We start from the raw sequence: 6481 nt of genomic DNA, 5'->3' as shown, positions 1-6481 counted from the left end.
CTTCAACGTCGTCCTTGCAGCATTTTTGGTTGCGGCCGGCCGGTTCGCTGGCCTGCTCGGGCGACAACGCGTCTTCATTGTCGGGTTCGTCGTCTTCACATTGGCCTCGGTGCTCTGCACCCTCGCCGACTCGGTGGGACAGCTCATCGCCTTCCGCGTCTTGCAAGGCCTGGGTACCGCGCTCCTCATCCCAGCGTCTCTAGCGCCGGTAGTCGAAGGCCTCGGACTCTTCCGGCGAACGCACGGCGTCGGGTTGTGGGGCGCCGCCGCGGCCATCGCCTCCGGGCTCGGCCCGCCGATCGGAAGCGCGATGGTCGCACTCTCCAGTTGGCGGCTGGCCTTTCTCATCAACCTGCCACTTGGCGTCACAACCGTCATCGTCGCCCGCCGGGCACTGGTCGAAAGCCGCTCGCCGGGTGTGCGCAAGGTGCCTGACCTCGTCGGCGCGCTGGCTCTCGCGGCAGCGCTTGGGCTGCTCTCACTCGGTCTGATCAAAGGCCCGGACTGGGGCTGGAGCGATGTCTTCACACCTGTGTCCTTCGTCGCCTCGGCTGCTGTGCTGGCCGGCTTCGTCGGGCGGCCGACGGGGTCGCGATCACCCTGGGCCAGCTCGTCAAGACCCTGCCCGCGCACCTTCGCCGCAGCCTGACCTGGGACCAGGGCAGCGAACCGGCGGCGGTCGCAGCCGAACTCAACCGGAGACCACGACAAAGACACGTTTTTCACAACCAGGCCGAAATCCTCCATGCACTGCTACCGCAACCTGCGGCGTGACGCACCCACCAATTAAGACTAATTACAGGCGCTTTCGGAGCACTCTTCAGAGAGGAACGGTCCCGTGCCAGCACGTGTCGACAAGCAGGCGGGTTCAGTGTCAACGCCAGGAGTCCCGCAAACCGTAGAGGGCTGGTCCGCCTTGCTCGCGTCGATCGTGGACGCTTCTGACGATGCCATTATGGCCAAGACGCCGGACGGCATCATTATTAGTTGGAACCACGGGGCCGAAGTCATCTACGGCTATTCGGCCGATGAGATCATCGGGAAGCCTGTGTCGGTCCTTACCCACCCGGACCGGCCGAAAGAGATGGATGAGATTCTGCATCACATCCGCGGTGGCGGGAGAGTCGCTCACTACGAGGCGCTTCGGGTATGCAAAGACGGCTCAGAAATCTGGGTCTCCATCACCGTCTCTCCCATCCTGGATTCAGCCGGCAACCTCATCGGCGTGTCGTCCACCGCCCGCGACGTCACCGCGAAGGCGCAGGCCTCCCAGTACGCCCGCAGCCTGATCGAGGCCAGCCTCGACCCCCTTGTCACCATCAGCGCTGAGGGCAAGATCACTGACGTTAACGAAGCGTCCGTCAAAGTCACTGGTTTTCCTCGAGAGAAGCTCATCGGGGCAGACTTCTCCGATTACTTCACCGACCCCGACCAGGCGCGCCTTGGCTACCAACAGGCCTTCTCCGAAGGATCAGTCACCGACTATCCGCTCACGATCCGCCATAAAGATGGTCGGCTCACCGAGGTGCTCTACAACGCGTCGGTCTACAAGGACTCCCGCGGGGCAGTCCTCGGCGTCTTCGCCGCGGCCCGCGACGTCACCGAACGCCAAGAGGCCGAGACCGAGCTCGAGCTAGCTCGTCTGGAGGCCGACCGAGCCAACCACGCGAAGAGCGACTTCCTTTCACGCATGAGCCATGAACTGCGCACTCCGCTCAACGCCGTTCTGGGATTCGGCCAGCTGCTGGAGCTGGACGAGCTCAACACAGCACAGCGCGACAGTGTTGAGCACATCACGAAGGCGGGACGGCATCTGCTCGGGCTGATCAACGAGGTCCTCGACATCTCCCGGGTCGAGAGCGGCGAGCTGAGGCTTTCATTGGAGTCGGTGAGCTTGCGCGACGTGGTGGGCGCGGCAGTCGGGATGGTGCGGCCGCTCGCCGCCGCTCGCGTGGTGCGTATCGATGATCTGGTGGCTGGCGGCGAAGAATACGTGCGAGCGGACCTACAGCGGCTCAAGCAGGTGGTGGTCAACCTTTTGGCCAACGCGGTGAAGTACAACCGGGAGGGCGGTGAGGTGAGCGTCGTGTGTGAGGCAGTGAGCGACGGGCGAGTCCGGCTGGTGGTCGCAGATACCGGCATCGGGATCGCTGAGTGCGATCTGGCCCGACTGTTCCTGCCCTTCGAGCGACTCGGCGCCGAGCAGTCTGACGTGGAGGGCACCGGGCTGGGTCTGACCCTCGCGAAGCATCTGGTGAAAGCGATGGGAGGCGAGGTCGGCGCGACGAGCCAAGCGGGTGTGGGGAGCTCCTTCTGGGTGGAGCTGCCACTGACCGACGCACCCCGAGAGCGTCCGGCGGACCTATTGCCGCTCCCCGTGGCGCCGGCGCCGATCTCGGCTCGTGCGCGCACCGTGCTGTACGTGGAGGACAACCTGTCGAACGTAAAGCTGGTCGAACGGATCATGGCCCGCCGCCCGGAGATCACCCTGGTCGTCGCCATGCAGGGTCGTCTCGCCTTGGACTTGGCGCGAGAGCACCAGCCCAGCCTGATCCTGCTGGATCTGCATCTGCCCGATGTTTCCGGCGAGGAGGTGCTGCAAGGACTGCGAGCCGACCCCCGGACTTCGGCCACGCCTGTCGTCGTGCTCAGCGCGGACGCCACTCCTGGTCAGGTGCAGCGGTTGCGGGCCCAGGGCGCGACCGACTACCTGACCAAGCCGTTCGACATACCCCGTCTCCTCGCCCTGATCGACGTCGACGGGTCGGGCGAGCAACCGTCGACCGCACGAGAAATACCGTCGGGCACCGCGGGCTCGGGCCCGCTCGACCCGATGATCGTGGCCTCGCTCCACGACTTGGGACGCGATGTCGAGGCGGGCAATGCCGGCATGCGTGATGCGGTGACGACATTCATTGACAACAGTGAGTCGCTTTTCGCTGACCTTCGAGTGGCGGTGCTCGATGGCGACATCGCCGATGTAGAACGGATTGCCCACAGCCTGGCCGGGAGCGCTGCCAGCTTCGGAGCGCGCAACGTCGCCGAGGGCTGCCGGGAGGTCGACGCGCGAGCCCGGGCTAGCGACCTCGGTGGCGTGCCGATGTTGGTGGCAGGGCTGGACGACGCGTTCACGGTGGCCCGGGCCGCCCTGCGAGCCGAGTTCCTCGAGGGCGCCGACCGGGGTATTGCCGCCGCTCCCCCCGAGGACGTGTGACCAAATCCCGCCTTGTGCAGGTGGACTCCCGCCTGATCGAGGAGCTGCAAGAACGCGAGCAACAGCTCGCCGAGGCGCGGCGGCTCGCTCGAGTCGGCAGCTGGGAATGGGACGTGGCCGAGAACCGGGTCAGCTGGTCGGACGAGCTCTACCGGATCTTCGGCCTCGATCGTCACGAGTTCGACCCGACCTACGAAAGTCTGATCGCCACAGTCCACCCCGACGATCGGCCCATGCTCGAAGGCGCCCTGGCGCGACCGCTGGCCACCCACGAGGAATTTGTGCTCCGTCACCGGGTCGTGCGACCTGATGGGAGCGTCCGCTTCGTTGAGGGCCGCCGGGCGGCCGTCGTTGATGCTTCCGGAGTCGTGGTCCGGCTCTATGGCACGCTCCAAGACCTGACCGACATCACCCTGGCCGAAGATGGCGCTCAAGAGGCAGCGGCGGCGTTCCAGTTGGTCCTCATGGTCGCTCTCGGGATCGGTGACGCCGCGAGCATTGACGACCAGTTGCGGTTCGCTCTCGGCGAGGTGTGCCGACAGTTTTCCTGGCCAGTCGGCCATGCGTGGCGTACCGACCGATGCGGCACGGCGCCGCTTGTGTCCAGCGGCATCTGGCACGGCGACGAAGCAGAACAGGTCGCCCGACTCCATGGCATCACCGAGGTGACTTTGTTGCGCTCGGGCACGGGCCTCGCGAAGCGGACCCTCGAGACCAAGCGGCCGGAGTGGGCGTTCGAGGCCCGCGACGACTGGCGGTCGGAGGCCTCGCTCGCACAAGACGACACGGGGTACCCGGCGGCGCTCGCTGTCCCGGTGGTCTTGGAGCACGAGGTAGTGGCGGTCCTGGAGTTCTTCTCCAAGGACCCGATCACACCCAACGGGTTGCTCGACGCTGCGATGCGCAGCGTCGCTTCCCTGCTCGCCCGCACGGTCGAGCGATCACGGACCGCGCAGCGCGGCGCAGTAGCTGAAGCCCAGCTCGCGTATGAGCGCCTCCACGACCCGCTCACCGGCCTGGCCAACCGGGCCCTGTTCGTAGAGCAGACCGAGCGGGCCCTTGTTCGGGGCCGACGCCGGGACTGGTCAACCGCGGTGCTCGCCATCGACATCGACGGATTCCACAGATTCAACGACGAGTTCGGTCATGACGTCGGCGACGAGGTGCTCGTCGCCGTTGCCCACCGACTTGAGGCATCACTACGCCAGCACGACGCGATTGTCAGGCCCGACGGCACCGCCACCCGTCTCGGCGCTGACGAGTTCCTCCTGCTTTGCGAGGAAGTGCCCGACGCCGCCGCGGCCGCAGCCATCGCCGCCCGCACGCTCGACGCGATCGCCGCCCCCATTGCTGCCGGCGGCGGAGTCCTCTCGGTGGCAGCCAGCGCCGGTATCGCTGTCGCGCACGGCGACACCGAGAACGAGCCCGAGAGCCCGATCCTCGACGCCAAAGCGGCCCTTCGCCACGCCAAGGAGCGGGGCGGCGCCCGACATGAGTTCTTCAACGTGGAGCTTTACGACAAGGCTGCCTCCCCCCGGGCACTCGACGACGCGCTGCACGATGCCCTCGAACGTGGGGAGTTCCGCCTCGCCTACCAGCCCAGGGTTTCCCTTTCGACCAACCGGATCGACGGGGTTGAGGCGCTGTTGCGCTGGGACCACCCGCAGCGGGGTCTCGTGTCCCCCGCCGAGTTCATTCCGGCGGCCGAAGCCAGCGGACTCATCGTCGAGATCGGCGCGTGGGTGCTCCGCGAGGCGTGCCGCCAAGGCGCGACCTGGCAGCGGGCCTTCCCACGGACATCGCCGCTGAGCGTCGCGATCAATGTGTCGGCCCGCCAGTTCCGGGCTGGGCTCGTCGACACGGTGCGCACCGCGATCGCCGACAGCGGGATCGATCCCGCGGGGGTCTTCTTGGAGGTGACCGAGACCACGGTCATGGACGACGTCGAATCCGCAATCACCGTCCTCGGCGAGCTCAAGAAGCTGGGCCTCGCCGTATCCATCGACGACTTCGGCACCGGTCACTCCTCCCTCGCGTATCTCCGGCGCCTGCCCTTGGACGAGGTGAAGATCGACAAGTCCTTCGTCGACGGGCTCGGAGCCAACCCCGAGGACACGGCCATCGTCGCTGCGGTGATCAGCCTCGCCCACGCGCTTGACCACGATGTGGTGGCCGAAGGCGTCGAGACCCTGGAGCAGCTCGAGAAACTGCGCTCCCTCGGCTGCGAGTTCGCGCAGGGCTACTTCCTCGCTCGGCCCATGGCGGCTTCGGACCTCTTCGAGCTCCTCGCCGGCGATGCCGCCGGTGAGCGCCTGCCTCGCGAGCGGTCTGGCGGGGCGGCGGCGGCACACTCGGGCGCCGAGACGGTCCTCGTTGCCGACGACGCGGCCGACGTTCGCCAGTTGGCCCGGATGAGCCTGACCGCAGGAGGTTTCACGGTCGTGGAAGCCGTCGACGGTGCGGCTGCCCTCGCCCTCGCCCGCCGCCTGCTCCCCGACTGCGTGGTCCTCGACATCAGGATGCCTGACATGACTGGCATCGAGGTCTGCAAGGCGCTGCGGTCCGACCCGTCCACGGCCGGATGCACCATCGTGATGCTGACGAGCCGAGCCGACGCAACCGACAAGGCCGAAGCTTTCTCGGCCGGGGCCGATGACTACATCGTCAAACCGTTCGCGCCGCGTGATCTCGTGTCACGCGTCCGTAGCGCGCTCCGACGCCGCCAGGTCGACATCCCCACCTGACGGCGAGGACAGCGGTGGAGTAGCGCACCCGGCCGTCAATCTGCCCCCCGACCTGACCGCCCGTGCCGCTGCGGGCGGAGCCGAGCGGACGGTGGCGAGTGACGCCGTGTGCGGTCGGAGCCCTCCAGGAGGACCAGGCCCGGGCTGCCATCGACTCCGCGCTGGGGTTCCTGCGGGCTCTGTGCGCACTGACCCGGCTGCTGAACAAGACAAGCACAACTCTGAGAAGGTAAGGGGAGACGAGCCAACCTGTAAGCCGGGTTCTGTCGTACCGCCGAAGCGGGACGGACGGTCATCCATCTAGGACCACCGTTGCCGGTGGCCTCGTGCGGTCTACCCGCAGGCATCGGACGGGCAGCCCGCCTGCGCAGGAGCCCCCGAAAGGGCTCCCTCTTGACCTTGCTCCGGGTGGGGTTTGCCGAGCCGCCCGGGTCACCCCGGGCGCTGGTGGGCTCTTACTCCACCGTTTCACCCTTACCAGCGCGGACGCTGGCGGTCTGTTCTCTGTGGCACTTTCCCGCGG

At 67.1% G+C, this 6481-nt stretch carries 3 protein-coding genes and 1 other RNA gene; 3 read left to right on the top strand and 1 reads right to left on the bottom strand.

Annotated features, from left to right (window positions below; genetic code table 11):
• From H7290_RS03145 to H7290_RS03135, 3 genes are all read left to right on the top strand, one after another.
• The coding region (locus H7290_RS03145; RefSeq protein WP_290512558.1) for an MFS transporter at positions 1–649 on the top strand (649 nt) is incomplete at its 5' end.
• A 189-nt stretch (positions 650–838) separates the two neighbouring features.
• A complete protein-coding gene (locus H7290_RS03140) occupies positions 839–3214 on the top strand; it encodes a PAS domain S-box protein (protein WP_366927590.1) in 2376 nt (791 codons plus the stop codon).
• The gene (locus H7290_RS03135) at positions 3211–5958 is read left to right on the top strand and encodes an EAL domain-containing protein (protein ID WP_290512557.1); all 2748 of its coding nucleotides are present in this window, start codon (positions 3211–3213) and stop codon (positions 5956–5958) included. Before H7290_RS03140 ends, H7290_RS03135 begins: the two co-directional genes overlap by 4 nt.
• A gap of 236 nt (positions 5959–6194) precedes the next feature.
• On the opposite strand, the gene rnpB is transcribed toward H7290_RS03135, so the two are convergent.
• Positions 6195–6481, bottom strand: an RNA gene (gene rnpB, locus H7290_RS03130) — RNase P RNA component class A; the annotation flags it as partial.

This window comes from Aeromicrobium sp. (genome assembly GCF_014378035.1).
Lineage (GTDB): Bacteria > Actinomycetota > Actinomycetes > Propionibacteriales > Nocardioidaceae > Aeromicrobium.
The sequence above is the reverse complement of the archived record's forward strand: the minus strand, read 5'-3'. Positions and strand labels throughout refer to the sequence as shown.